The sequence below is a fragment of the Streptomyces sp. NPDC060000 genome (assembly GCF_042737375.1).
In the GTDB taxonomy this organism is placed as follows: Bacteria; Actinomycetota; Actinomycetes; order Streptomycetales; family Streptomycetaceae; genus Streptomyces.
Genome location: NZ_JBHWUU010000019.1, coordinates 33797 through 59545, shown reverse-complemented (window position 1 = coordinate 59545; position 25749 = coordinate 33797). Strand labels below are relative to the sequence as shown.

General features: G+C 72.9%; 22 protein-coding genes and 4 pseudogenes. 16 read left to right on the top strand and 10 right to left on the bottom strand.

Going from position 1 to position 25749, the window contains the following annotated elements:
• The first annotated feature begins 104 nt into the window (after window positions 1-104).
• The 3 genes from ACFWBB_RS12890 (at window position 105) to ACFWBB_RS12880 (ending at window position 1870) form a co-directional block, all read left to right on the top strand.
• Window positions 105-647, top strand: coding sequence for a sigma-70 family RNA polymerase sigma factor (locus ACFWBB_RS12890; RefSeq protein WP_385270096.1), 543 nt, complete (start codon window positions 105-107; stop codon window positions 645-647).
• Window positions 644-1462 (top strand): anti-sigma factor domain-containing protein, encoded by an 819-nt coding sequence (locus ACFWBB_RS12885; RefSeq protein WP_385270094.1) that lies wholly within the window; start codon window positions 644-646, stop codon window positions 1460-1462. Before ACFWBB_RS12890 ends, ACFWBB_RS12885 begins: the two co-directional genes overlap by 4 nt.
• Window positions 1463-1588: 126 nt before the next feature.
• Window positions 1589-1870: a hypothetical protein gene (locus ACFWBB_RS12880; protein WP_385270092.1), complete on the top strand. Its 282-nt coding sequence runs from the start codon at window positions 1589-1591 to the stop codon at window positions 1868-1870.
• A gap of 35 nt (window positions 1871-1905) precedes the next feature.
• Here ACFWBB_RS12880 and ACFWBB_RS12875 read toward each other — a convergent pair whose 3' ends face one another.
• Genes ACFWBB_RS12875 through hmgA form a run of 4 tightly spaced genes read right to left on the bottom strand, consistent with a single transcriptional unit; the run spans window position 1906 to window position 6424 of the window.
• Complete coding sequence (locus ACFWBB_RS12875) at window positions 1906-3114, bottom strand: CaiB/BaiF CoA transferase family protein (protein WP_385270090.1); 1209 nt, start codon at window positions 3112-3114, stop codon at window positions 1906-1908.
• 10 nt (window positions 3115-3124) lie between these two features.
• Window positions 3125-4270, bottom strand: coding sequence for a type ISP restriction/modification enzyme (locus tag ACFWBB_RS12870; protein ID WP_385270088.1), 1146 nt, complete (start codon window positions 4268-4270; stop codon window positions 3125-3127).
• 25 nt (window positions 4271-4295) lie between these two features.
• Window positions 4296-5045 carry a GntR family transcriptional regulator gene (locus ACFWBB_RS12865; protein WP_385270086.1) on the bottom strand — a complete coding sequence of 250 codons (750 nt, stop codon included), beginning with the start codon at window positions 5043-5045 and terminating at the stop codon, window positions 4296-4298.
• Window positions 5046-5071: 26 nt separating this feature from the next.
• Window positions 5072-6424, bottom strand: coding sequence for a homogentisate 1,2-dioxygenase (hmgA, locus tag ACFWBB_RS12860; protein ID WP_385270084.1), 1353 nt, complete (start codon window positions 6422-6424; stop codon window positions 5072-5074).
• Window positions 6425-6599: 175 nt separating this feature from the next.
• Here hmgA and ACFWBB_RS12855 point away from each other — a divergent pair, with 175 nt between their 5' ends.
• The 5 genes from ACFWBB_RS12855 (at window position 6600) to ACFWBB_RS12835 (ending at window position 13007) form a co-directional block, all read left to right on the top strand.
• On the top strand, window positions 6600-7115 hold the full coding sequence (locus tag ACFWBB_RS12855; RefSeq protein ID WP_385270082.1) for a hypothetical protein: 516 nt from the start codon (window positions 6600-6602) through the stop codon (window positions 7113-7115).
• 97 nt (window positions 7116-7212) lie between these two features.
• Entirely contained in the window at window positions 7213-7830 is a 618-nt protein-coding gene (locus ACFWBB_RS12850) for a TetR family transcriptional regulator (RefSeq protein WP_385270080.1), read from the top strand.
• An 82-nt stretch (window positions 7831-7912) separates the two neighbouring features.
• Window positions 7913-10150 carry a molybdopterin oxidoreductase family protein gene (locus tag ACFWBB_RS12845; RefSeq protein ID WP_385270078.1) on the top strand — a complete coding sequence of 746 codons (2238 nt, stop codon included), beginning with the start codon at window positions 7913-7915 and terminating at the stop codon, window positions 10148-10150.
• A gap of 141 nt (window positions 10151-10291) precedes the next feature.
• Complete coding sequence (locus tag ACFWBB_RS12840) at window positions 10292-11740, top strand: CitMHS family transporter (RefSeq protein WP_385270076.1); 1449 nt, start codon at window positions 10292-10294, stop codon at window positions 11738-11740.
• 19 nt (window positions 11741-11759) lie between these two features.
• Window positions 11760-13007 (top strand): MFS transporter, encoded by a 1248-nt coding sequence (locus ACFWBB_RS12835; protein WP_385270175.1) that lies wholly within the window; start codon window positions 11760-11762, stop codon window positions 13005-13007.
• A 667-nt stretch (window positions 13008-13674) separates the two neighbouring features.
• Here the strand turns inward: ACFWBB_RS12835 and ACFWBB_RS12830 are convergent.
• A pseudogene (locus ACFWBB_RS12830) lies at window positions 13675-13932 on the bottom strand (hypothetical protein); the annotation flags it as partial.
• Between ACFWBB_RS12830 and ACFWBB_RS12825 the strand changes: the two are divergent.
• From ACFWBB_RS12825 to ACFWBB_RS12810, 4 genes are all read left to right on the top strand, one after another.
• Window positions 13931-14650: a class F sortase gene (locus tag ACFWBB_RS12825; RefSeq protein ID WP_385270074.1), complete on the top strand. Its 720-nt coding sequence runs from the start codon at window positions 13931-13933 to the stop codon at window positions 14648-14650. The pseudogene ACFWBB_RS12830 and the gene ACFWBB_RS12825 sit on opposite strands and share 2 nt — an antisense overlap.
• Before the next feature lie 306 nt (window positions 14651-14956).
• A complete protein-coding gene (locus tag ACFWBB_RS12820) occupies window positions 14957-16294 on the top strand; it encodes an ABC transporter ATP-binding protein (protein ID WP_385270072.1) in 1338 nt (445 codons plus the stop codon).
• Window positions 16295-16533: 239 nt separating this feature from the next.
• Window positions 16534-17922: an aldehyde dehydrogenase family protein gene (locus ACFWBB_RS12815; protein WP_385270070.1), complete on the top strand. Its 1389-nt coding sequence runs from the start codon at window positions 16534-16536 to the stop codon at window positions 17920-17922.
• A 15-nt stretch (window positions 17923-17937) separates the two neighbouring features.
• Entirely contained in the window at window positions 17938-19020 is a 1083-nt protein-coding gene (locus ACFWBB_RS12810) for a Zn-dependent alcohol dehydrogenase (protein ID WP_385270068.1), read from the top strand.
• 22 nt (window positions 19021-19042) lie between these two features.
• Here ACFWBB_RS12810 and ACFWBB_RS12805 read toward each other — a convergent pair whose 3' ends face one another.
• The 4 genes and pseudogenes from ACFWBB_RS12805 to ACFWBB_RS12790 form a co-directional block, all read right to left on the bottom strand.
• Window positions 19043-20047, bottom strand: coding sequence for a DMT family transporter (locus ACFWBB_RS12805; RefSeq protein ID WP_385270066.1), 1005 nt, complete (start codon window positions 20045-20047; stop codon window positions 19043-19045).
• Between the two features lie 103 nt (window positions 20048-20150).
• Window positions 20151-20435: pseudogene (locus ACFWBB_RS12800) on the bottom strand (transcriptional regulator); the annotation flags it as partial.
• A gap of 339 nt (window positions 20436-20774) precedes the next feature.
• Window positions 20775-21230 (bottom strand): annotated as a pseudogene (locus ACFWBB_RS12795) (ArsR/SmtB family transcription factor); the annotation flags it as partial.
• Between the two features lie 34 nt (window positions 21231-21264).
• Complete coding sequence (locus ACFWBB_RS12790) at window positions 21265-21897, bottom strand: TetR/AcrR family transcriptional regulator (protein ID WP_385270064.1); 633 nt, start codon at window positions 21895-21897, stop codon at window positions 21265-21267.
• A gap of 89 nt (window positions 21898-21986) precedes the next feature.
• Between ACFWBB_RS12790 and ACFWBB_RS12785 the strand changes: the two genes are divergently transcribed.
• From ACFWBB_RS12785 to ACFWBB_RS12775, 3 genes are all read left to right on the top strand, one after another.
• A complete protein-coding gene (locus ACFWBB_RS12785) occupies window positions 21987-23138 on the top strand; it encodes an acyl-CoA dehydrogenase family protein (RefSeq protein WP_385270174.1) in 1152 nt (383 codons plus the stop codon).
• Window positions 23139-23241: 103 nt separating this feature from the next.
• Window positions 23242-23529, top strand: coding sequence for a YiaA/YiaB family inner membrane protein (locus ACFWBB_RS12780; protein WP_020128241.1), 288 nt, complete (start codon window positions 23242-23244; stop codon window positions 23527-23529).
• A gap of 72 nt (window positions 23530-23601) precedes the next feature.
• The gene (locus ACFWBB_RS12775; protein ID WP_385270062.1) at window positions 23602-24228 is read left to right on the top strand and encodes a TetR/AcrR family transcriptional regulator; all 627 of its coding nucleotides are present in this window, start codon (window positions 23602-23604) and stop codon (window positions 24226-24228) included.
• An 18-nt stretch (window positions 24229-24246) separates the two neighbouring features.
• On the opposite strand, the gene ACFWBB_RS12770 is transcribed toward ACFWBB_RS12775, so the two are convergent.
• Window positions 24247-24708, bottom strand: a complete 462-nt coding sequence (locus ACFWBB_RS12770; RefSeq protein WP_385270060.1) for a MaoC family dehydratase — start codon at window positions 24706-24708, stop codon at window positions 24247-24249.
• A gap of 129 nt (window positions 24709-24837) precedes the next feature.
• Between ACFWBB_RS12770 and soxR the strand changes: the two are divergent.
• Window positions 24838-25335, top strand: a pseudogene (gene soxR / locus ACFWBB_RS12765) (redox-sensitive transcriptional activator SoxR); the annotation flags it as partial.
• Window positions 25336-25749: the final 414 nt, after the last annotated feature.

Below are 25749 nucleotides of genomic sequence, written 5' to 3'. Positions count from 1 at the left end.
TTTTCGGCCCTCCTTTACGTACCACCCATCCGGAGGTGTGTTCGTTGCGAATGCCTGGTGTGACGGGGCGGCCCGGGTGCGGCGGCCGCAGGGAGGGGGACGGCATGGAGGCGGACGAGCTTCTGGTGCTCGTGGCGGGAGGCGACCAGCGGGCGTTCGAACGGCTCTACGCACTCGTGTCCGGGCCGGTGTTCGGACTCGTGCGCCGCGTCGTCCGGGACCCCGCCCAGTCGGAGGAGGTCGCCCAGGAGGTGCTCCTGGAGGCCTGGCGCTCCGCCGGCCGCTTCGACCCGAGCCGCGGCAGCGCCCTCTCCTGGATCCTCACCCTCGCGCACCGCCGTGCCGTCGACCGGGTGCGCAGCGCCCGTGCGGCCGTGGACCGCGAGCAGCGCGAGGCCGGGCGCTTTCACGACCCCGCCTTCGACCAGGTGGCGGAGGAGGTCGAGGCGGGCCTGGAACGCCAGTTGGTGCGCCGCTGCCTGGACCGGCTGACGGCGCTTCAGCGCCAGTCCGTCACCCTCGCCTACTACGACGGCTACACGTACCGTGAGGTGGCCGACCGGCTCTCGCTCCCGCTGGGCACGGTGAAGACCCGGATGCGTGACGGACTCACGCGGCTGCGCGACTGTCTGGGAAGTGCCGCATGAGTGTGCTCGGCCTGTTCCGCCGCGAGGACCTGCACTCGCTGGCCGCCCCCTACGCCCTGGACGCCCTGGAACCCGACGAACGCCGGCGCTTCGAGAAGCATCTGACGGGCTGTGACCGCTGCTCCGCCGAGGTGCGGGTGCTGGCCGAGGACGCCGTCCGGCTCGCCTGGTCCCAGGCCGCGCCGCCGCCGGCCGCCATGCGTACCCGGGTGCTGGCGGCCGTACAGAGAACGCCGCAGGAGTCCTCCCGCGCGCCGGCGCGAGAGCACGCGCCCCAACTGCCTCCGCACGTCTGGGGCACGCAGCCGCCGCCCGGACGCTCCCGTGCGCCCCGCGCGCGCCGTCCGTTGTTCGTGCCGTTCGCGACGGCCACCGCCGCCGCGGCCCTCGTCGTCGCCTCGCTCTTCGCCGTCCAGGCGGGCCGCAGTCAGGACGAACTGGACGCCGCCCGCGACCAGGCACGTGAGATCGCCCACGTTCTCGCAGCTCCGGACGCGCGGGCGAGCACCGGCAAGGACGCCCGGGGCCGCAGTATCGGAGTGATCGCCTCCGCTCAGGAGGGCCAGGCGGTCGTCACCCTGAGCGGATACGGCGAGCTGCCCACCGGACAGGTGCATCAGCTGTGGCTCATGCGCCCCGACGCGCAACCGCGCTCCCTCGGGCTGTTCGAGGCCGACACACCCCTGGTCGCCACCGGTCTCGAGAAGGCCGCGACGTCACTCGCTGTGACCGTCGAGCCCGACGGGGGATCACCGCAGCCCACCACGCAGCCGGTTGTCCAACTCACCCTGAAATCGGTTGGATTCGGAGAGTGATCGGGGAGGAGTCGTCAACCCCCTTACAGGGAAGGTGAATCCTGAGAGCTCGATACACGTGTGCCTCGACGGGACGATAGGGTTACCCTGCCCGGGCCGGGTGGACTCGTACGGGTGGGGAGTGACATGGAACAGATAACGATGCACAGCAGGGCGAGGGTCCCCGCGATCACGTGCGGCAGCAGCGCGACCAGTTCGCGCCTCGACCGCCATCTCTCGGTGCTGGCGGGTCCCGCCATACCGCAGCGCGAGACGCTCGAGGCGACTTCGCTCATGCGGGAGCTGACCGCGCGTGAGCCGATGCGCGACCACGGCCCGAAGACCACGCGGGCACGGGTGAGCCGTGTCTCGCTCTTCGCGCCCCTGCGCCGACTGCGCCGTTCGCTCTTCGGTGGCAACAAGCACTGACCGGCCGGCGCGCCTTCACGTACTGAGTCCCGCGCTCAGGCGGCCACACCGTCCCGGCGCAGCGCTGCGATCTCCTCGTCCGTCATCCCCACGGCACGCAGCAACGCTTCGGTGTGTTCCCCGAGCGCGGGCACGTCTCCCATACGTGCCTCCGTCCCGCCCGGCAGGGTGATCGGGGGCAGCAGTGCCCGCAGCGGTCCGGCCGGCGTCCCCACCTCCCGCCACCGCTCGCGGGCCGCCAGCTGCGGATGCTCCGCCAGCTCGCGCAGATCCCTCAGGCGTGCGCACGCGATGCCCGCGCCCTCCAGTCGGGCGAGCGCCTCGTCGGTCGTCAGGACGCCCAGCGCCCCGGCCACCAGGGCGTCCGTACGATCCCGGTTCGTCACCCTTGCCGCGTTCGTCGCGTACGCCGGGTCCGTCCCCAACTCGGTTCGGCCCACGACCTGTTCGGCCAGCCGTCGCCACTCCCGGTCGTTCTGCACGGACAGCAGCACCCGTCCGCCGTCGGCGGTGGCGTAGGCGTCGTAGGGCGCGATCACCGCGTGCGCGAGGCCGGTGCGCGCCGGGGGAGTGCCGCCGTGCATCGTGTGGTGCAGCGGATGCCCCATCCACTCCGCGAGCGACTCCAGCATCGACACCTCCACCGGCCCGCCCCGCCCGGTCGTGCCCCGCCGCACCAGCGCCGCCAGCACGCCCGAGAAGGCGTACATGGCCGCCGCGATGTCCGCCGCCGGGATCCCCGCCTTCACCGGCTGCTCCGGCGTCCCGGTCACCGACACAAGGCCCGCCTCGCACTGCACGAGCATGTCGTAGGCCCGCTTGTCCGTGTACGGCCCGCTCGCCCCGTACCCGGAGATGTCGACGGCGACCAGCCTCGGATGCGCCGCGCACAGGGTGGCCGCGTCCAGACCCAGCCGGGCCGCCGCCCCCTGCGCGAGGTTCTGCACGAACACGTCCGCGTCGGCGATCAGCCGCCGTACGACGTCCACGCCGCGCGGGTCCTTGAGATCCAGCGCGATGGACTCCTTGCCCCGGTTGCACCACACGAAGTGCGAGGCGAGACCGCCCGCGGCGGTGTCGTATCCGCGCGCGAAGTCACCGCCGTCGATCCGCTCGACCTTGATCACCCGGGCCCCGAGGTCGGCGAACTGCCGGGTGGCGAACGGGGCCGCGACGGCCTGTTCGACGGCGACGACGGTGAGGCCCTCCAGGGGCAGCGGCAGCGGCGGGGGGCTCTGGTCCATGGGGTGGATGCTAGAGCAGGGCGAACTGGCCCTCCGGGCCCTCCTCGTGGTGGTCGAGGACCGTCGCCGGGCGGCGTGCCGAGCCGGGGACCGGCAGGACGCCCGCCGCGCGCAGTTCCTTCGCCGTGACCGTGTCCGGCACCGTCAGCTCCTCCTGCTGTGCGCGTACCTCCGCGAACAGCGTCAGCACCGTGATCAGTTCCAGGAGTTCGGAGGTCCAGGTCTGCGGCCAGGCGGCCGGGCGGATCGCGGACAGTGTGCCCGGCTCGGGCTCCGCCGTCCGGGTCGCGAACCACTGCTGAAGGACGCGCACCCCGCCCGCCTCGAAGTCCCAGGCCGCCGGCGGGACCGGGGAGACGCGGCCGCCGTCGAGGTGCAGGGTCTCCTCGTCGCGGTCGTAGTGGAGCGTCAGGGGCCGGGTGGGCAGCGGGGCGCGCACGTAGGGGCGGCGGCCGCCGGGGAGCCGGGGGCGCTCGCCGTCGCGGCGGAGCAGCCACAGGGCGCGACGGCCGAGCTCGACGCCCCGGGCCCAGAGCTCGGGGTCCCGGGTGAGCGGGACCGTGAGGCCCGGGCGGACGGCGGTCAGGGTCCAGGCCAGGAAGTCCACCGGATCCGGGGAGTGGCCGAGGTGCTCGAACAGGCCCGGCGCCAGGTTGGGTTCCGCGCCGCCGGGGCGCCGGTACAGGGGGCGGACGCGGCCCGTTCGCGCCAGCGGGATCAGGGAGGTCGCGAGCAGGGGCGGTCCCGGCGGCGAAGGCGTCTCCAGCACGAAGACCTGACGTTCGTCGGCCACCCGCCACAACTCCGGGCGGGCCGCGTCGATCAGCCGGTGGTCGGGGATGAGCCAGTGCTCGTCGAGGGGTCCGGCCAGCACCCGTACGGGGTCCGGGCACCGGCCCGAGGCGCGGGCGAGCTTCTCCGTGCCGCCGGACAGCCCGGGCAGTTGTCCGACCGCGCTGTGCGGGGTGCGGGAGCGCGTCGGCCGGAACAGGGCCTCGCGGTCCGGGCCCTCGGCCTTCATCAGGGCGTCCCAGCGGGCTTTCAGACAAGCCGGGTCGGGATCCGTCGGCCACCCCCGGCCGAGCCGCGGCGGTGCGACGGACCACGGCATGAGGTCCGCCAGCGGCGGCGCGTCGTCGGGCGTCACGCCGGGCATCGTACGACGGGCCGCCCGCCGCCGGTCACGTCGCGTCGAGGGTGACCGTGAAGGAGAAACGGTCACCCCGGTAGTGGATGACGGCCGCGTCGAGGACCCGCCCGCCGGTGTCGTAGGTGACGCCCGTGTAGTGCAGGATCGGGCTGAGCAGCGGGACCCGGAGCAACTGGGCGGTCTCCGGGTCCGCCAGCCGGGCCTCCACCGTGTCCGTGATCCGGCCGATGTCCGCGCCCACGAGGTCCCGCAGCACCTTCGTCATGGGCCTGCCGACCAGGTCGTCGGGGTCGATACGGGCGGCGAGTTCGGGACGGACGTAGTTGCGGGCGTGGTTGGTCGGCTCGCCCGTCTTCGCGTCGCAGCGCAGCCGGTGGTACGTCGCCACCTCGGTCAGGTCGGGGAAGTACTCGGCGACCTCGGCCGGGACGGCCGTACGGCCGTGGTCGAGCACCTGCGTCGTCATGCCGGACTGCTGGGCCACGATCGCGTCCACCGAGCCGAGGAGACGTACCGGAGCGCCCCGCAGCGCCGTCGGCTCGATGAACGTGCCCCGCCGGCGGTGCCGGGTGATCAGCCCCTCGTCCTCCAGCTCCTTCAGCGCCTGCCGCATGGTCAGCACGCTCACCCCGTAGTGCCCGGCCAGCTGCTCCTCGGTGGGCAGCCGGAGCGGGTCCTGCGGTGAGCGGCCGAGTATGGAGGCGCGCAGCGACTGCGACACCTGGTACCAGAGCGGCAGCTTGCGGGTGAGGACGATCGAGTCCGGGGCGAAGGAGGTCACGGGCTATCCGTACCGGTCGGCACCGTTCAGTGCAATGTTGCGTCGGACGTGCCGCCGGACGGACGGAAGTGGCGTTCGAGGCCCTGCCAGACGTCGTCGTAGCGCTGTTGCAGATGGTCCGCCCCGGCCGCCTGCGGGGTGAGGGTGAGCGGCCAGCGGGTCTCGAACATGAACGCCAGCCCGTCGTCGATCTTCTGCGGCTTCAGTTCGGCGGCGCTCGCCCGGTCGAACGTCTCCCGGTCCGGGCCGTGCGCCGACATCATGTTGTGCAGCGAACCGCCGCCCGGCACGAACCCCCCCTTGCCTGCCGTCTTGGCGTCGTACGCGCCCTCGATCAGGCCCATGAACTCGCTCATCACGTTCCGGTGGAAGTACGGCGGCCGGAAAGTGTCCTCGCCGACCAGCCAGCGCGGGGCGAAGACCACGAAGTCGACGCCGGCCAGACCCGGGGTGTCGGACGGGGACGTCAGCACCGTGAAGATCGACGGGTCGGGGTGGTCGTGGGAGATGGTCCCGATGACGTTGAAGCGGCGCAGGTCGTAGACGTACGGCAGATGGTTGCCGTGCCAGGCGACGACGTCGAGCGGGGAGTGGCCGTACGTCGCGCTCCACAGGTGACCGCAGTACTTGTTGACCACCTCGACCGGGCCCTCGACGTCCTCGTACGCGGCGACGGGCGCGCGGAAGTCGCGGGGGCCCGCGAGGCCGTTGGCGCCGATCGGGCCCAGTTCGGGCAGGCGGAAGGGGGCTCCGTAGTTCTCGCAGACGTAGCCGCGGGCCGAGGCGTCCAGGAGGTCGGCCCGGAAGCGGACCCCGCGCGGGATCAGCGCCACCTCGCCGGGCTCGGCGTGCAGCAGCCCGAACTCCGTGCGCAGCAGCAGCCCGCCCTGCTCGGGGACGATCAGCAGTTCGCCGTCGGCATCGCTGAACACGCGCTCCATGGAGGTGTTCGCGTGGTACAGGTGCACGGCAACGCCGGTTCGCCGGGTGGCGTCCCCGTTGCCGCCGAGCGTCCACAGGCCGGACAGGAGGTCCGTGCCGGCCGGCGGTTCGGGCAGCGGGTCCCAGCGCAGCCGGTTCGGGTCGGGGACCGTCTCCGTGAAGGGCCCGGTGCGCAGCGCGCCGTCGTCGACGCGGGCGAACGCCGGGTGCGCGGCCGACGGGCGGATCCGGTAGAGCCACGAGCGGCGGTTGTGGGCGCGGGGCTCGGTGAACGCCGTACCGCTGAGCTGTTCCGCGTACAGGCCGAGGGGGGCGCGCTGCGGCGAGTTGCGGCCGTCGGGCAGGGCGCCCGGTACGGCCTCCGAGGCGTGCTCGTTGCCGAACCCGGAGAGATAGGTCAGGCCCTCGGCCGTCTTGCGTGCGTCCCCGCTGCTCATGATCGCTCCCTCCGGCGCCGTGGATGCGCCTGCTGATTCCTATGCATCACCGTAGGATTGCGTTTTCTCCGGCGCAAGAGGTGCGCCGGTCCTCCTCCTGGAGGACGATCAAGTCGGCCGGAACCAGACCACAGGGGGATCCGCGTTGCCGGTGGGTTGTTCTACGCTCCACCGCATGTCGTGGACGCGCGGAAGCCTCGCCGTGGCCGCGGTCTGTGTCCTGCTGCTGACCGGATCCGCGGGCTGCGGCACCAGTGACGCCCATGAGCGGGGGGACGCGACGACCGTGGCGGCGGCCTCCCCCTCGCCGGTGGGCAGGATCCTTCAGGACACGGACGACGAAGGGCGGCACTACCGCGAGGTGGAGAAGGAGGGGGCGCCCGAGGTCGGTGTCCAGGTCCAGCCCGAGGCCGACGGCAGCTGGGACGTCCGTCTGAAGGTGAAGAACTTCCGGTTCACTCCCACCGGGGCGCGGGCGGTCCACGGCCACGGCGCCGCCCGGCTCTACGTGGACGACCAGCCGGTCGCCGACCTGCGGACCCCGTCCTACCGGATCCCGGCCGGCTACCTCCCGCACGGCACCCACCAGGTCACCGCACGTCTGTACGCGGACGACGGCACGGTGTGGGCGGTGGACGGCAAGCCGGTGCAGAGCATGGCGTACATCACGGCGTCGGAGCCTTCCTCCTGACTCCCGCCCCCGGTCCGGGTCTCCTCGCGTTGAGTGCATCGGGCATCTTTCTCCGTAGTGAGGGGTGAGGTTCACCCGGCCGCGACGGAAAGGCATCATGAGGTCCGTGCCCCAAGCGACATCACTCCGTCGTGCGCCCGTGCAGCGGCGCAGTGCCGAACGTCTGACCAGAATCCTCGACGCCTGCGCCGGCCTGCTCGACGAGGTCGGCTACGACGGCCTGAGCACCCGTGCCGTCGCCGAGCGCGCCGGTGTCCCCATCGGCTCCGTCTACCGCTTCTTCGGCAACAAGCGGCAGATGGCCGACGCGCTGGCGCAGCGCAACCTCGAGCACTACTCCGAGCGCGTCACCGAGCGGCTGAAAGGGGCGCGCCGGGGCGACTGGCGGGCCGCCATGGACGCCGTGCTCGACGAGTACCTGGCCATGAAGCACACCGCCCCCGGGTTCTCCCTCGTCGACTTCGGCAACCAGATCCCGGTCGGCGCCCGGCACGAGGAACCCAACCACCGGGTCGCCGACCGCCTCACCGACCTGCTCTCCGACCACCTCGTCCGCGAGCCCGACGACGACCTGCGGCGCACCTTCCTGATCGCCGTGGAGACCGCCGACACCCTCGTCCAGCTGGCCTTCCGGGTGGACCCGGAGGGCGACCCGAAGGTGATCGACGAGACCCGCGAGCTGCTGCGCGCCTATCTGGCGCGGACACTGGACTGACGGACGCGGCCGACCCCTCCCCAGGAGCCATACCGGTCGGTATGCTCGCTCGGAGAAGGCAATGCCGCCCCCAGGAGGACCCGTGTCCCGCACCGCCCTGCGAATCTGCCCGTTGTGCGAGGCCACCTGCGGGCTGACGCTCACCATCGAGGGGACCAAGGTCACCGGCGCCCGCGGCGACCGGGAGGACGTCTTCAGCAAGGGCTTCATCTGCCCCAAGGGCGCTTCCTTCGGCGCCGTCGACGGGGACCCCGACCGGCTGCGGACCCCGCTCGTGCGCCGGGACGGCGAGCTGCGCGAGGCCACCTGGGAGGAGGCCTTCGACGCCGTGGCCGCCGGGATCCGGCCGGTCGTCGAGCGGTACGGGGCGAACTCCGTCGGAGTCGTCCTCGGCAACCCCAACGTCCACACCATGGCCGGCGCGCTCTACCCGACCGTCCTGATCGCCGGGCTCGGCACCCGCAGCCTCTTCACCGCCTCCACGGTCGACCAGATGCCCAAGCACGTCTCCAGCGGACTGCTGTTCGGCGACGCCAACGCGATCCCCGTGCCGGACCTGGACCACACGGACCATCTCCTCCTCATCGGCGCCAACCCCCTGGAGTCCAACGGCAGTCTGTGCACCGCCGCCGACTTCCCGGGCAAGCTCAAGGCGCTCAAGGCCCGCGGCGGCACCCTCACCGTGATCGACCCGCGCCGCACCCGCACCGCCAAGCTCGCCGACCGGCACATCGCGATCCGGCCGGGCACGGACGCGCTGCTCCTCGCGGCCATGGCGCAGGTGCTGTTCGAGGAACTCCTCGTCGACCTGGGCGAATTGACCCCGCACGTCGAGGGACTCGACGAACTCGCCGAATCCGTACGGGACTTCACTCCCGAGGCGGTCACCGCCGCCTGTGACGTGGACGCCTCGCTCATCCGCGCCCTGGCCCGCGAACTCGCCGCCGCCCCCACCGCCGCCGTCTACGGCCGGATCGGCAGCTGCACGGTCCCCTACGGCACCCTCGCCAGCTGGCTGGTCGACGTCCTCAACATCCTCACCGGCAACCTGGACCGGCCCGGCGGCGCGCTCTTCCCGCAGGCGGCCACCGACCGCACGCCCCGGCCGGCCGGTCCCGGGCACGGATTCCGGCTCGCGCGCTGGCACTCCCGGGTGAGCCGGCACCCCGAGGCCAAGGGCGAACTGCCGCTCTCCGCGCTCGCCGAGGAGATCGACACCGCGACGGCGCAGGGCGAGCCGATCCGCGCGCTCGTCGCCGTGGCCGCCAACCCCGTGCTGTCAGCCCCGGACGGCGACCGGCTCGACAAGGCGCTCGACTCCCTCGACTTCATGGTCAGCGTCGACCCCTACCTCAACGAGACCTCCCGCCACGCCGACGTCGTCCTCCCCCCGCCGCCGCCCTCGCAGAGCCCGCACCACGACTTCGCGTTCAACACCCTCGCGGTCCGCAACCAGGTCCGCTACAGCCGCCCGGCCGTCCCGCTCGAGCCCGGTCGGATGGCCGAGACCGAGATCCTCGCCCGGCTGGTCCTGGCCGCCACCGGGATGCACGGCGCCGACCCGTCCGCCGTGGACGACCTGGTCATCGGCCAGACCCTCGGCAAGGCGGTCGGGGAAGCGCACTCACCCGTGCACGGGCGCGACCCGCAGGAGCTCGCGGCGGCGCTCACCGGCGAGACCGGCCCCGAGCGCCGGCTGGACATGATGCTGCGCCTCGGCCCCTACGGCGACGGCTTCGGCGCCCGCCCGGACGGCCTGGGCCTGGCCCGGCTGCTCGCCCACCCGCACGGCATCGACCTGGGACCGCTGGGCCCGCGCCTGCCCCAGCCGCTGAAGACGCGCAGCGGGCGGATCGAACTGCTCCCGCAGCCGATCGCCGACGACCTCCCACGGCTGCGTGAGGGCATGCGGCAGCGCACGGACGGGCTCGTCCTCGTCGGCCGGCGCCATCTGCGGTCCAACAACAGCTGGATGCACAACGTCCCCGCCCTCACCGGCGGCACCAACCGCTGCACCCTGCAGATCCACCCCGAGGACGCCGAACGGCTCGGTGTGCGGGACGGCGCGCCGGTACGGGTGAAGGGCGCCGGGGGAGAGGTGACCGCACCGGCCGAGGTCACCGACGGCGTGCGCAAGGGCGTCGTCAGCCTGCCGCACGGCTGGGGCCACAACCGCCCCGGGACCCGGCTCAGCCACGCCGCCGCCGACCCCGGCGTCAACGTCAACCAGCTCCTCGACGGCAGCCTGCTGGACCCGCTGTCGGGCAACGCGGTGCTCAACGGAGTGCCGGTGAAACTTGCCCCCGTAGCGGCCCGCTGACCTGAGCAAAGCTGTGACCTGGAGTTCTGCGCTTATTGCTCGCACGTCAACGTCTTGTTAACACCGTTTGAACGGACCTAACGTCAACCCACCGCCAACCCCCAGGTGGGATGTTCAAGGGCGAACGTTAGGTATCCATTCATGTTGACCATCCTCGGCTTTGCCATGATCGCGACCTTCCTGGTCCTGATCATGCTGAAGAAGATGTCGCCCATAGCGGCGCTCGTGCTGATCCCGGCACTGTTCTGCGTCTTCGTCGGGAAGGGCGCCAAGCTCGGTGACTACGTCATCGACGGCGTCACCAGCCTCGCCCCCACGGCGGCGATGCTCATGTTCGCGATCGTCTACTTCGGTGTGATGATCGATGTCGGCCTCTTCGACCCGATCGTCCGGGGCATCCTGAAGTTCTGCAAGGCCGACCCGCTCCGCATCGTCATCGGTACGGCGCTGCTCGCCGCGATCGTCTCCCTGGACGGCGACGGATCCACCACCTTCATGATCACCGTCTCGGCGATGTACCCGCTGTACAAGCGCCTGAAGATGAGCCTGGTCGTGATGACCGGCGTCGCGGCCATGGCCAACGGCGTGATGAACACGCTGCCCTGGGGCGGCCCGACCGCCCGTGCCGCCACCGCGCTGAAGCTCGACGCCAGCGACATCTTCGTGCCGATGATCCCGGCCCTGGCCGTGGGCCTGCTCTTCGTCTTCGTCCTCTCCTACGTCCTCGGCCGCCGCGAGCGCGCCCGGCTCGGCGTGCTGACGCTGGACGAGGTGCTGGTCGACGAGGCGCTGGTCGAGGACGTCGAGGAGAAGGAGACCGAGACGGTCCTGGTGGGCTCCGGCGGCTCCGGCGACGGCCGGACCCCCCTGCGTACGGGCGGCTCCGGCTCGGGTACCGACGCCGACGCGCGGGACGAGGACGAGTCCGTCGACGGGGACGACGACGGTTTCCAGGGCCTCGACCCGCACCGGGCCACCCTGCGGCCCAGGCTGTACTGGTTCAACGCGCTGCTCACGGTCGCGCTGCTGACCGCCATGATCATGGAGTATCTGCCGATCCCGGTGCTGTTCCTGCTCGGCGCCGCGCTCGCCCTCACCGTCAACTTCCCGCACATCCCGGACCAGCGGGCCCGGCTCGCCGCCCACGCCGACAACGTCCTCAACGTCTCCGGCATGGTCTTCGCCGCCGCCGTCTTCACCGGCGTCCTCCAGGGCACCGGCATGGTCGACCACATGGCCAGGTGGATGGTGGACGTCATCCCCGAGGGCATGGGTCCGCACATGGCCCTCGTCACCGGCGTCCTGAGCCTCCCGCTCACCTACTTCATGTCCAACGACGGCTTCTACTTCGGCGTCCTGCCGGTCCTCGCCGAGGCCGGCGCGGCGCACGGTGTCTCGCCGCTGGAGATGGCCCGTGCCTCGCTCGTCGGCCAGCCCCTGCACATGTCGAGCCCGCTCGTCCCGGCCGTCTACGTCCTCGTCGGCATGGCGAAGGTCGAGTTCGGCGACCACACCAGGTTCGTGGTGAAGTGGGCCGCCTGCACCTGCCTGGTGATCCTCGGCGCGGGCATTCTGTTCGGGATCATCTGACCTTCCCATGGGAGAACTCGTGAGGCCCGGCAGGGACCGCGGCTGGCTGCTCCGTCTCGTCATCGCCTTCTGCTTCGCGCAGGGGGCGGTGTCGATGGCCCGGCCCGCCGTGTCCTACCGGGCCCTCGCGCTGGGCGCGGACGAGCGGGCGATCGGCGTCATCGCGGGTGTGTACGCGCTGCTGCCGCTCTTCGCCGCCGTACCGCTCGGCCGCCGCACCGACCACGGCCGCTGCGCGCCCCTGCTGCCCGTCGGCGTGATCCTGATATCCGGCGGCTGTGTGCTGAGCGGTCTCGCCGGCTCCCTCCGGACGATGGCTTTGTGGAGCGGGGTGATGGGCCTCGGCCATCTCTGCTTCGTCATCGGCTCCCAGTCGCTCGTCGCCCGTCAGTCCGCCCCGCACGAACAGGACCGCAACTTCGGCCACTTCACCATCGGCGCCTCCCTCGGCCAGCTGGTCGGCCCGATCGCGGCCGGTGCGCTCATCGGCAGGGACGACATGGCGGGCAGCAGCGCGCTCGCCCTGCTCGTCGCGGGCGCCGGCTGCGCGGTCGCGTTCACCTCGCTGTGGCGCATCGAGCACCGCGACCCGGCGCCCAAGTCCCGTCAGGAGCGCGGCGAGCGCGTACCCGTCGGCCGCATCCTGCACGCCCGGGGCGTCCCGGCCGGCATCCTCATCAGTCTCTCCGTGCTGTCCGCGACCGACATCCTCACCGCCTACCTGCCGGTGGTCGGCGAACACCGGGGCATCGCGCCGTCCGTCGTCGGCGTCCTGCTCAGCGTCCGCGCGGCGGCCTCCATAGCCTGCCGGCTCGTCCTCACCCCCCTGCTGCGGCTGCTCGGCCGGGCGCCGCTGCTCACCGGGACCTGCCTGCTGGCGGCCCTGCTGTGCGCCGGGATCGCGCTGCCGGTGCCGGTCTGGGGGCTGGGGGTGATCCTCGCGATGCTCGGCTTCTGCCTCGGCGTCGGGCAGCCGCTGTCCATGACGACGGTCGTCCAGGCCGCGCCCGACGGCGCCCGTTCCACCGCCCTCGCGCTGCGTCTCACCGGCAACCGGCTCGGCCAGGTCGCCGCGCCCGCCGCCGCGGGGCTGGTGGCCGGGGTCGCGGGCGTGGCCGCGCCGTTCGTGATGCTGGGGGCGCTGCTGCTGGTGTCGTCGGTGGTGGCGGTGCGGTCGCCGGGGGATCCGGGCGGGGACGCGGGAGCGGCGGCGGACGTGCCCCGGCGCCGCTCCGGGCCGGGGTTGCGCCGGTCGAGCGATGTCTGACGGCGCGTCGGGCGGCGCTCCCACCGTCGCGGGCGCCGATGTGAAAGAGAGTCAGGTGCAAGAACGATTTGTATGAAAATCGTCCTGACTCGGAGGAATGCGCATGTCCAGCTCGACGCTCCCGTCCGCCCTCGGCTCCCGCCTCGGCGTCACGGCCCTCACCGTGCTCGCCGCGGCCGGGTTCACCTGCCTCTCGGCACCGTCCGCCGTGGCCGTCGGGGAGGCCGGCGACATCAGGATCCACCGCGAGCAGGTACCCCCGGGCGTCTCCAAGGACGACCCGGTGGCCTGCCGGTTCTACCTCGACGCCGCCAACTTCGGCGAGCTGCCGACCGTCGCCTACACCATCAAGGCACGGCCCCCGGCCCCCGACACCGCCACCGTCACCGGCACCATCACCCTGACCCAGGGCGCCGGGCACACCGACACCCTGGGGCTGGCCGAGGGGTCGTACACGCTCGAGTGGAACATCGCCGCCGCCGGGGACGCCCCGGTCCCCTCGCCCAAGGTGAAGGTCTTCAGGATCAACTGCCCCGAGGGCCGGCGCGGCGGGAACGAACGCCAGAACCGCCCGATCACGGACGACGGCCGTGAGGCCGTCGCGCCGAACGGCCCGGGCGGCGGCGGTCAGGCGGGCGGCGGCCAGAACGGCACCACGCAGAACGGCACCACGCAGCACGGCACCGCCCAGAACGGCACCACGCAGAACGGCACCACGCAGGGCGCCGGCGGGCGGGAGGGCGGCTCCCAGGGCGGCGGCGCCTGGAGCGGTGAGAAGGGTGGCCCGGAGGGCGGCGTGCACGCGGGCGGCGGCGGTCTCGCCGACAGCTCGCAGGCCTTCACCCCGCTGGCCGGAGCCGCGGCCGTCGGCCTGGTGGCCGTCGGTGGATTCGCCTACCTCCGACTGATTCGCCGGCGCACCCATGGTGCCGCGTAGGCGCGTACGCAGGCCCTGGCACCGGACCCGTGCCTACCGCCTCACCAGGACGGCCGTGCTCGCGGTCGTCCTGGTGACGGTCGGGGTCCGGTGCGGGGGACACGACGGCCCGGTCACGGCGGCCCGGGCCGGCGGGACGGCGTCCGGCGCGGTCCGGCCCGGCCCGGCCCCCGGGGGTGAGGCCGACCAGGAGGGCCGGCCGGCGGGGAGGAGGGCGTCCGCGAGCCCAGCACCCCCGCCCCGCCCGCTGCCCCGGTCCCCGGCGACCACCCTGCGCGTGCCGTCCCTGGGTATCGACGCGCCGGTCGTCCCGCTCCGGCTCGGCCCGGACCGGCACCTCGGGACACCCCCGCTCGACCGGCCCAAGCTGGTCGGCTGGTACGCGGGCGGCCCCACGCCGGGGGAGCGGGGGACGGCCGTCGTCGTCGGCCACCGCGACACCAAGACCGGCCCTGCGGTTTTCGCCGGCCTCGCGCGCGTGGCCCGGGGCGCCCGGATCGAGGCCCGGCGCGCCGACGGCCGCACCGCCGTCTACACGGTGGACCGGGTGCGGGTCTTCGACAAGGCCACCTTCCCCGACAAGGAGGTGTACGGCCCGGCCCGCCGCCCCGAACTGCGCGTCCTCACCTGCGGGGGTCTCTTCCGGCACGCGACGGGATACACCAGCAACGTCGTCGTCTTCGCCCATCTGACGACGACCGGCTGACCGCCGCCGGGCCGTGTGCGCCGCCCGCGGCCCGCTGATCCGCCGCCGGGCCGCGCCGCCGTCCAGGGCCCACCGCCGGGCCGCGCCCGCCGACCGTGACCCGGCGGTCCAGGCCGGCTGAACCAGGGAGTCCGGTTTCTCACCAGTCGGACGGGAGCGTCCGATCCGGGCCGGTCTCTTCCCCCCGGTGCGCACGGTCCGTTAACTTCCGTGACTCACAAGCCTCGTTCGACCCGCGCGGGGCAGGTCGGACAGCGAAGTACCGGCCGGGCCCGCCCGGCACACGAGTCCCCGGGAACACTTCTCATGACACGCGCCATCTCGTTGCAGGACGTCACCAAGGTCCACGACCGGGGCGTCCGGGTCGTGGACCGGCTGTCGCTGGACATCGCGCCCGGCGAGTTCCTGGTCCTGCTGGGCCCCTCCGGCTGCGGCAAGTCCACCGTGCTCCGCATGATCGCCGGCCTGGAGCAGATCACGGAGGGCGAGTTACGGCTCGACGGCGCCTACGCCAACGACCTGGCGCCCTCGGGGCGGGACATCGCGATGGTCTTCCAGAACTTCGCCCTCTACCCGAACATGACCGGCCGCGACAACATCGGCTTCCCGCTGCGCATCGAGGCTCCCGGCGCCGACCCCGGCCCGCGCGTGGACGCCACCGCCCGGATGCTCGGCATCGAGGAACTCCTCGACCGGTTCCCCGGCCAGCTCTCCGGCGGCGAACGCCAGCGTGTCGCCATGGGCCGGGCCATCGCCCGGCACCCCTCCGCCTTCCTGATGGACGAACCGCTGTCCAACCTCGACGCCAAGCTCCGCAACCACCTGCGGGCCGAGATATCCAAGCTGACCAGGGAGCTGGGCGTCACCACGGTCTACGTCACCCACGACCAGGCCGAGGCCATGTCGCTCGGCGACCGGGTCGCCGTACTGCGCGGCGGCGTCCTCCAGCAGGTGGGCACCCCCCGCTCGGTCTACGCCCTGCCGCGCAACGTCTTCGTCGCCGCGTTCATCGGCACCCCGCGCATCAACCTCCTGCGCGGCCTGGTCCGCGCCCCGCTCGACGGGGCCATGACGATCAGTCTCGGCAAGCAGGCCCTGCGGCTGCCCGAACCCCACTCCCTGGACCACAAACTGCTGCGCGTGCAGCAGGGACGGGAGGTGATCGTCGGGCTCCGCTCGGAGGCCGTCCGCATCGCCACGCAGGCCGAAGCCCGGCCCGGCGAGACGCACATCACCGGACTGGTGGAGCACGTGGAGTTCCAGGGGCACGAGGTGCTGGTCCACTTCAACACCGGCTCACGGCTCGCGGTCGTACCGGAGCTGGAGGCGCCCCGCCCGGTGCAGCGGTCGCCCCGGCGGCGACGCCGCGAGGGCGGGGTCCTGGGCCGGCTGCGCAAGGGCGCGGGGGGTCTGCGGGCCGGTTCGGTCGGCGTCCTGGACGAGCCGTCGGAGCAGGACCGGCCGCCCGCGTCCCCGGAGGCCCGCCCCCTCGGCGACCTCGTCGTGCGCACCACCCCCGACTTCGACCTCCGGTACGGCATGCAGGTCCCGCTGCTCGTCGACATCGCCCATCTCTTCGTCTTCGACCAGCACGGCGAACGCATCAGCCCGGCCCCGGCCCGGCTGCCGGACCTGGACGAGTGAGCGGGCGCTCCCTGTGGCGTCCGCGCCGACCGGCCGGTGTCCTGGGCACACTGTCCTCGGGCTGCCGTTCCGCGTTCGGTGCCCTCGGGCGCTGTGTGCTTCGGGCGGTCCGGCCGGTCCGGGCGGCCGGTCCGGGCGGCCGGGTCGGTGCGGCCGGTTCGGGCGGGTTCCTCTGGTGCCGGAAAACTAACAACGCTAGTTTAGGTCGTGGACGACGACGCCCGCCCGAAGGGAACGCGATGAAGGCACATGACGGCATCTACCTCGACGGCGCCTGGCGCCCGGCCGCGGGGCGGGATGTGATCGAGGTCGTCAACCCGGTGGACGAGCAGGTGATCGGCCGGGTCCCGGCCGGCGACGCCCGCGACGTCGAGGCCGCCGTACGGGCGGCCCGCGCGGCCCTGCCGGCCTGGGCCGCGACCCCGCCCGCCGAGCGCGCGGCCCGCCTGACCGCCCTCCGGGACGTTCTGGCGGCCCGAAAGGACGAGATCGCCGAGACGGTCACCGCCGAACTCGGCTCGCCGCTGCCCTTCTCCCAGGCCGTCCACGCGGCGGTGCCGATCGCGGTCGCGGGCTCCTACGCCGAGCTGGCCGCGACCCACTCCTTCGAGGAGAGGGTCGGCAACTCGATCGTCCACCACGAGCCGATCGGCGTGGTCGGCGCGATCACCCCCTGGAACTACCCGCTGCACCAGATCGTCGCCAAGGTCGCCCCGGCCCTCGCCGCGGGCTGCACGGTGGTCCTGAAGCCCGCAGAGGACACCCCGCTGACCGCTCAGCTCTTCGCCGAGGCGGTGCACGAGGCGGGCGTCCCGGCCGGCGTCTTCAACCTGGTCACCGGTCTCGGCCCGGTCGCCGGCCAGGCCCTCGCCGAACACCCCGGAGTCGACCTGGTGTCCTTCACCGGCTCCACGGCCGTGGGGAAGCGGATCGCGGCGACGGCGGGCGCGGCCGTCAAGAAGGTGGCCCTCGAACTCGGCGGCAAGTCCGCCAACGTCATCCTGCCGAGCGCGGACCTCGCCAAGGCGGTCAACGTCGGCGTCGCCAACGTGATGTCCAACTCGGGCCAGACGTGCAGCGCCTGGACCCGGATGCTCGTCCACCGGGACCAGTACGGGGAGGCGGTCGGACTCGCCGCCGCGGCGGCCGCCAAGTACGGCGACCGTATCGGCCCGGTCGTCAACGCCAAGCAGCGGGAGCGCGTGCGCGCTTACATCGAGAAGGGCGTGGCCGAAGGAGCCCGGCTGGTCGCGGGCGGCCCCGATTCCCCGCGCGAGCGGGGCTACTTCGTCAGCCCCACGGTCTTCTCCGACGTCACCCCGGACATGACCATCGCCCAGGAGGAGATCTTCGGCCCCGTCCTGTCCATCCTCGGCTACGAGGACGAGGAGGACGCCCTGCGGATCGCCAACGGCACGGTCTACGGCCTCGCCGGCGCCGTCTGGGCCGGCGACGAGGCGGAAGCGGTGGCGTTCGCCCGCAGGCTGGAAACCGGCCAGGTCGACATCAACGGCGGCCGCTTCAACCCCCTGGCGCCCTTCGGCGGTTACAAGCAGTCGGGCGTCGGCCGCGAGCTCGGCGCGCACGGTCTCGCCGAGTACCTCCAGACCAAGTCCCTCCAGTTCTAAGGGAGTCAACCGAACATGGCTGTCCGCGCCGCCGTACTCCCCGCCGTCGGGGCTCCGTTGGAGATCACGGAGATCGACCTTCCCGACCCGGGCCCCGGCCGGGTCCGCGTCCGGCTCGCCGCCGCCGGGGTCTGTCACTCCGACCTGTCCCTGTCCGACGGCACCATGCGGGTGCCGGTACCCGCCGTCCTGGGCCACGAGGGCGCGGGCACGGTCGTCGCCGTCGGCGAGGGAGTCGAGCATCTGGCACCCGGCGCCGGGGTCATCCTCAACTGGGCCCCGTCCTGCGGTGATTGCCACCCCTGCTCACTCGGCGAGGTGTGGCTGTGCGTGAACGCCCTCAACGGAGCCGCGGAGGTGTACGCCCGCACGACGGACGGCACGGACCTGTACCCCGGGCTGAACGTGGCCGCCTTCGCCGAGGAGACGGTGGTCCCGGCCTCCTGCGTCCTCCCGCTGCCGGACGGCGTCCCGCTCACCGACGCGGCCCTCCTCGGCTGCGCCGTCCTCACCGGCTACGGCGCCGTCCACCACTCGGCCCGGGTCCGCGCCGGCGAGACGGTCGCCGTCTTCGGCGTCGGCGGAGTCGGCCTGGCGACCCTCCAGGCGGCCCGGATCGCCGGCGCCTCGACGATCGTCGCCGTCGACGTCTCGCCGGAGAAGGAGCAGCTCGCGCGGGCGGCGGGCGCCACGGAGTACGTCGTCGCCTCGGAGCGGACCGCCCGCGACATCCGCGCCCTCACCGGCAAACAGGGGGTCGACGTGGCCGTCGAGTGCGTGGGCCGCGCGGTCACCATCCGGACGGCCTGGGAGTCGACCCGGCGCGGCGGCCGCACCACGGTCGTCGGCATCGGCGGCAAGGACCAGCAGGTCACCTTCAACGCCCTGGAACTCTTCCACTGGGGCCGCACCCTCTCGGGCTGCGTCTACGGCAACTCCGACCCGGCGAGGGACCTCCCGGTGCTCGCCGACCACGTCAGGGCGGGCCGTCTGGACCTGGGCGCGCTGGTGACGGAGCGCATCGCCCTGGAGGACATCCCGGGAGCCTTCGACAACATGCTGGCGGGCAAGGGCGGACGGGCGCTGGTGGTGTTCTGACGGTGAGTGTCCCCGGGCGGTCTCAGCCCGCCCGGGGGCCGACCTCCCGCTCGTCCCGCGGCTCGGAAACCCCCGCTTCCCCGGCCTCCGCCGCCACCGCCGATTCCGTCGCCCGCGTCTGCGGGACACGTGGCGTACGCGGCCTCGACCGCGACACGGCCACACCCGCCAGACACAGCACTCCGCCGGCCAGGGTGAGCGCCCCAGGCACCTCGCCCAGCGCCAGCCAGGACATCAGGACGACCAGCGCGGGCACCGCGTACGTGGTCGCCCCCATGCGGCTCGCGGTCGTCCGGGCCAGGGCGTACGCCCAGGTGGTGAAGGCGAGCGCGGTCGGGAAGACGCCCAGGTAGACCATGTTGAGCGTGGCGGAGACCGGCGCGTCGGCCGCCTCGTTCACCAGCTGCCCGGCGAACGGCAGACACACCACCGCCCCGATGACACACCCGAACGTCGTCACCTGGAGCGCACTCGCCCGGCCCAGAGCGGGCTTCTGCGCGACGACCCCGCCCGCGTAGCCGAAGGCGGCGAGCAGGCACAGCACCACCCCGAGCACCGACGATCCGCCCTCGCCCGACATCGACAGCCCCACCGCGACCGCGCCCGCGAACGACACCGCCATCCCGGCCAGCAGCCGCGGCGGCATCACGTCCCCGAGCAGCCGCGCGCCGAGCAGGGCGATGAGGATCGGCCCGATGTTCACCACCAGCGCCGCCGTCCCCGCGTCCACCTGCTGTTCGCCCCAGTTGAGCACGACCATGTAGAAGCCGAACCACAGCACGCCCGACACGGCGATCCCGCGCCAGGCGTCCCTCGACGGCCACCCAGCCCGCCGTACGGCGCAGATGACCCCCAGCACCAGTGCCCCGGAGGCCAGCCGCCCGAGCGCCAGCGCCCCCGGCGAGTACGCGTCGCCCGCGCTGCGGATGGACACGAAGGCGGAGGCCCACAGCACGACGGTGACGGTGGCCGCACCGGCGGCGAGCAACTCCGTACGACGTTCGGTACGGCGGGGGCTGTTCATCATGCTCCTCAGGCTAGGAAGAAAAGCGGGCCGAAAGCTCGCGGATTTCGGACGACGGGCCGAGGGGCCGGCACCGGCCCCGAAGCGTCACGGCGGCGCCGAGCGGTCAGCGCAGCGCCCCCGCGCCGATGCCCAGCAGCTCGGCCAGCGCCCGTTCGCCCGCCGCCGTCACCCGCACGGCCCGCTCGGAGCCGATGCGCACGCACCAGCCCGCGTCGAGGGCGTGCCGGCACAGCGCGGCGCCCGCCGCGCCCGCCAGGTGGGGGCGGCGCTCGGTCCAGTCGAGGCAGGCGCGGGCGAGCGGGCGGCGGGTCGCGCGGTCGAGCGCGATGCCACGGTCCTCGAACCACCGCAGCCCCGCCCCGGTCAGCGTGAAACCGGTGGCCCGTTCTCCGGACGCCGGTGCCACCGGACCGCCCGAGCTCAGCCCGCCCGGCCGCGCCGTACGCGCCCGAGCACCCGCACCCGCCTGCTCCGGCCGCGCCCCGGCAACCGCACCCGCTTCGCCCGGCCGCGCCGTACGCGCCCGAGCACCCGCACCCGCCTGCTCCGGCCGCGCCCCGGCAACCGCACCCGCTCCGCCCGGCCGCGCCGTACGCACCTCCGCGCCCGCGTGTCCCGGTCGTGCCGCGGACGCCCCCGCAGCCGCCTGCTCGGGCCGCGCCGTACGCGTCGCCGTATCCGCCTGCTCCGCGCCGGTCGCGCGTGCGTGCGGCTCGCCCGTCGCGCTCAGCAGGCCGTGGGCGGTGAGCGCGTCGGTGACGGTGATGCCGAGCCGGCCGGCGAGGTGGTCGTAGCAGGTGCGGCCGCGGGCCATCGCCGAGCCGGCGCTCACGGCACGCAGGGTGCGTGGCCGACGGGCGGGATGCGGGGCGACCTGGGCGGCCAGGTCCTCCACGAGCTGGGCGACCCGGGTGTCGGCGAGCCGCACGTACCGGTGCCGGCCCTGCCGCTCCTCGGCCAGCAGCCCGCCCGCCACCAGCTTGCTCAGGTGCTCGCTCAGCGTCGAAGCCGCCACGCCCGCGTGCCGGGCCAGCTCACCGGCGGTCCACGCCCGCCCGTCGAGCAGCGCCAGCAGACAGGCGGCCCGCGTCTCGTCGGCGACCAGCCCGGCGAGAGCGGCCAGTCCCGGCACCCGTACGTCCCTGTCGTTCCCCGTGTCCGTGATGCTCACGTGTCCCAGCATGCGCGACGGACACTTCGGCGACCGCCGAACCGTGCTAGGACAGCTGCGCGAACTGCTGGGAGAGCCCGTCCAGCAGGGCCCTCAACCCGGTCTCGAACGCCCGCTCGTCGATCTTCTCCTGCTGCTCGGCGAGGAGGTGGGCCTGTCCGAGGTGCGGGTAGTCGGCGGGGTCGTAGGCGCTCACGTCGTCGACGAAGCCGCCGGCGAACGAGCCGAGCGCCGAGCCCATGACGAAGTACCGCATCAGCGCGCCGATGGAGGTGGCCTGCGCGGGCGGCCACCCGGCGCGGACCATCGCGCCGTACACCGCGTCGGCGAGCCGCAGTCCGGCGGGCCGGCGGCCGGGACCCTGGGCGAGCACCGGGACGATGTTCGGGTGGTCGCGCAGAGCGGCGCGGTACGAGAGGGCCCAGTCGTGCAGCGCGGTCCGCCACTCCCGGCCGTCCTCGAACATCGACAGGTCTACCTGGGCGCTCACGGAGTCGGCGACGGCCTCGAGGATCTCGTCCTTCGTGCGGAAGTGGTTGTACAGCGAGGGCCCGCTGACCCCCAGCCGGGCGGCGAGCCGCCGGGTGGAGACGGCCGGCAGGCCCTCCGCGTCCACGAGTGTCCGTGCGGTCTCGACGATCCGGTCGGTGCTGAGAAGGGGCTTGCGCGGTCGGGCCATGGCGCACATAGTAGGGCTGCGCAGTAAAAACTAGCAGTGCTAATTTAAAGGCGCATGCAAACGGCCTTCCCCTGTGAGGTGATCTCGTGGTGAATCTGGCGCTCAGCGAGGAGCAGGAGGCCGTCCGGCGCCTCGCCAAGGAATTCGTGGACCGTGAGGTCGCCCCGCACGTCGTCGCCTGGGACCGTGCCGAGGACATCGACCGGTCCCTCGTCAAGAAGCTCGGCGAGGTCGGCTTCCTCGGCCTGACGATCGACGAGGAATACGGCGGCTCGGGCGGCGACCACCTCGCGTACTGCCTGGTCACCGAGGAGCTGGGCCGCGGGGACTCGTCCGTGCGCGGAATCGTGTCCGTCTCCCTCGGGCTGGTCGCGAAGTCCGTCGCGGCCTGGGGGAGCGAGGAGCAGAAGCGGCGCTGGCTGCCGGGACTGACGTCCGGCGAGTACGTCGGGTGCTTCGGCCTGACCGAACCCGGCACCGGCTCGGACGCCGGCAACCTCGCCACCCGCGCGGTCCGCGACGGCGACTCGTACGTCATCAACGGAACGAAGATGTTCATCACGAACGGCACCTGGGCCGACGTGGTCCTGCTCTTCGCGCGTTCGACGGACGCCCCGGGCCACAAGGGCGTCTCCGCGTTCCTCGTCCCCACCGACACCCCGGGCCTGAGCCGCCGCGCGATCCACGGCAAACTCGGTCTGCGCGGCCAGGCCACCGCCGAACTGGTCCTGGACGACGTCCGGGTCCCCGCCTCCGCGATGCTGGCGCCCGAGGGCAAGGGCTTCTCCGTCGCGATGTCGGCGCTCGCCAAGGGGCGGATGTCGGTCGCGGCCGGCTGCGTCGGCATAGCGCAGGCCGCCCTGGACGCGGCGGTGCGGTACGCGGGGGAGCGCGAGCAGTTCGGCAGGAGCATCGCCCATCACCAGCTCGTCCAGGAGCTGATCAGCGACATCGCGGTCGACGTCGACGCGGCCCGGCTGCTGACCTGGCGGGTCGCCGACCTGATCGACCGGGGCCTGCCCTTCGCCACCGAGTCCTCCAAGGCCAAGCTCTTCGCCTCGGAGGCCGCCGTCCGCGCCGCCAACAACGCCCTCCAGGTCTTCGGCGGCTACGGCTACATCGACGAGTACCCGGCGGGCAAGCTCCTGCGCGACGCCCGCGTGATGACCCTCTACGAGGGCACCAGCCAGATCCAGAAGCTGCTCATCGGGCGGGCTCTGACGGGGGTTTCGGCGTTCTGAGAAGGAGCGCCCGGGCGTTCTTGGAAGGAGCATCTGAGTCTGAGTATCCGTCTGAGTAGGTGCGCGGATGTGGCGCGGACCATCTCCGCCGAAGCTGGTCCCCATGAGTGACACACCGGTCAAGCAGCAGAGCACGGCGGCGTTCTACGGACAGGCCGTCGCCTCCTTCGGTATCGCCATCGCGGCCACCGCCATCGGCATCTACAACCTCCACACCGACGCCTGGGTGCGCGGCTTCCTGGCGATCGCCGTCCTCTATCTGGTGACCTCCGCCTTCACGCTGGCGAAGGTGATCCGCGACCGCCAGGAGGCCGGACAGATCGTGAGCCGGGTGGACCAGGCCCGCCTGGAGAAGCTCCTCGCCGACCACGACCCCTTCGAAAAGATCTGAGCAGGCACGCTAAGCGAGCGCTCACCTTCGGCGGTATGGTGTAGCTCCTGTACCGAGAGGGGCGAACGAGCGATGAGTACGGCGGAGGAGACGGCCGGCGGCGAGATCGAGCCGTGGGAAGAGGTCACCCCTGACGCGGCCCGGCGACTGCTGGTCGCCGCCGTGGAGGCCTTCGCCGAGCGCGGCTACCACGCGACGACGACCCGCGACATCGCGGGCCGCGCGGGTATGAGCCCGGCCGCCCTCTACATCCACTACAAGACCAAGGAAGAGCTGCTGCACCGCATCAGCCGGATCGGCCACGACCGCGCGCTCGGCATCCTGCGCACGGCGGCCGCCGGCGAGGGCGACGCCTCCGGGCGCCTCGCGGACGCGGTGAGCTCCTTCGTCCGCTGGCACGCCGGACGGCGCACGACGGCGCGGGTCGTCCAGTACGAACTGGACGCGCTCGGTCCCGACGCCCGCGCCGAGATCCTCGATCTGCGCCGACAGGTCGACGCCGAGGTGCGCGGGATCATCGAGGACGGTGTGGCGAGCGGCGAGTTCGCCGTGCTGGACGTGCACGGCACGACCCTCGCCGTGCTGTCCCTCTGCATCGACGTGGCCCGCTGGTTCAACGTGGACGGCCCCCGCACACCCGACGAGGTCGGCGCGCTGTACGCCGACCTCGTGCTGCGGATGGTGGGCGCGGCGAAGTAGCGCCCACGGAGTGTCGTGTCAGAGGTAGTAGCGGGACACCGACTCCGCCACGCACACGGGCTTGTCCCCGCCCTCGCGCTCCACGGTGAAGGCCACGGCGACCTGGACGCCGCCGGTGACGTCCTCGACGCCGGTGATCGTCGCGGTGGCGCGCAGCCGCGAGCCGACGGGTACCGGGGCGGGGAAGCGGACCTTGTTGGTGCCGTAGTTGACGCCCATCTTCACGTTCTCGACCTTGATCAGCTGCGGGCCGAAGAGCGGCAGCAGGGAGAGCGTGAGGTAGCCGTGCGCGATGGTGGTGCCGAAGGGGCCGGTTGCGGCCTTCTCCGGGTCGACGTGGATCCACTGGTGGTCCCCGGTGGCCTCCGCGAAGAGGTCGACTCGCTTCTGGTCGACCTCCAGCCAGTCGGTGTACCCCAACTGCTCGCCCACCGCCGCCTTCAGGTCGTCGGCGGACGTGAAGATCCTCGGCTCTGCCATGTCTGCGGCCCTCTCGCGTCACTCGCTGCCCATGTCACCATGTCATAGGTCTAAGCAACTGCTTAGCATGCTCGGGTGCGGGGTCGATGTCAACGGACCCCCGGTGTGGCGATGGGTAGGCTTCGAGGGGTGCCCCAGATTCCCGAGAAGGTCCACGAGCTCACGGTCGGCCAGCTTGCCGCGCGCAGCGGTGCCGCCGTCTCCGCCCTGCACTTCTACGAGTCGAAGGGGCTGATCGGCAGCCGCCGGACGGCGGGCAATCAGCGCCGCTATCACCGTGACACGCTGCGTCGCGTCGCCTTCGTCCGCGCGGCGCAACGCGTCGGCATCCCGCTGGCCACGATCCGGGAGGCTCTCGCCGAACTCCCCGAGGAGCGCACGCCCACCCGGGAGGACTGGGCCCGTCTCTCGCGCGCGTGGCGCGCGGAGCTCGACGAACGCATCAAGCAGCTCAACCGTCTCCGTGACCACCTCACCGACTGCATCGGCTGCGGCTGCCTCTCCCTCGCCACCTGCGTCCTGTCCAACCCGGACGACGCCTTCGGCGAACGAGGCTCCGGCTCCCGCCTGTTGGTGGAGCAAACCCCACGACAGTCCGCCACGCGGGGACAGCCCGCCCCGACGGAGCGGCCTGCCGCTCCAGGACACCCTGCCGAGGCGGACCGGCCTGCCCCGACACACCGGCCTGCCACGGTGGAGCGGCTTTCCGCGGTGGAACTGAGCGCAGGAGGGCCGAGCGCCGGGGGACCGACGGCCGACTGCTGCTGAACCGGGGCCCCGCCCCTCGGGCCCCGGCTGCGGCCCACCAGGCCATAGCCCCCGGCCTCTGGCCGCGGCCCCTGACCTCCTGGCCGCCAGCCGCCAATCACGGTTCCCCGGCGGCTGACCCCCGACCTGGGCCTCTGGCCACGGGTCACCGTCCCCGGCGGCTGGCCACCGTCCGGGGCCTCTGGCCGCGGCCCCTGACCTCCTGGCCGCCAGCCGCCAATCACGGTTCCCCGGCGACTGACCACGGGCCACCGTCCGCGGCCTTTGGCTACG